Raw genomic sequence first — 259 nt, forward strand, 5'->3', positions numbered from 1 at the left:
GCAACCACGTACTTGTTAAGGAGTACAAAATGGCAGTTGAAATTCAAGCAGCAAACCGGCTGGTGGCCTCCGAAAAATGGAGTCACGATGTGCACACCAAGAAGCATCCTCCGGAAGGCAAGTTCGCGGATGGAAGCGCCGAATCAATCGCAGAGTGGGCTGAGCGTAGCCATAACGGAAATATCGGCAAAGCAATTCAGTCAATCTCGTTCTATCTGAATCGCGGAGGCAAAAACCTGAGCGATGAACAGAAGTCGAA

1 protein-coding gene is annotated in these 259 nt (G+C 49.8%); it reads left to right on the plus strand.

Translation table 11 applies throughout. The features are described from left to right. Positions 1 to 29: 29 nt before the first annotated feature. On the plus strand, positions 30 to 259 hold a 230-nt coding region (locus AC1RPH_RS08405; protein WP_481762132.1), incomplete at its 3' end, for a hypothetical protein.

The organism is Dellaglioa sp. CoH-57-MRSF-16 (genome assembly GCF_056782055.1).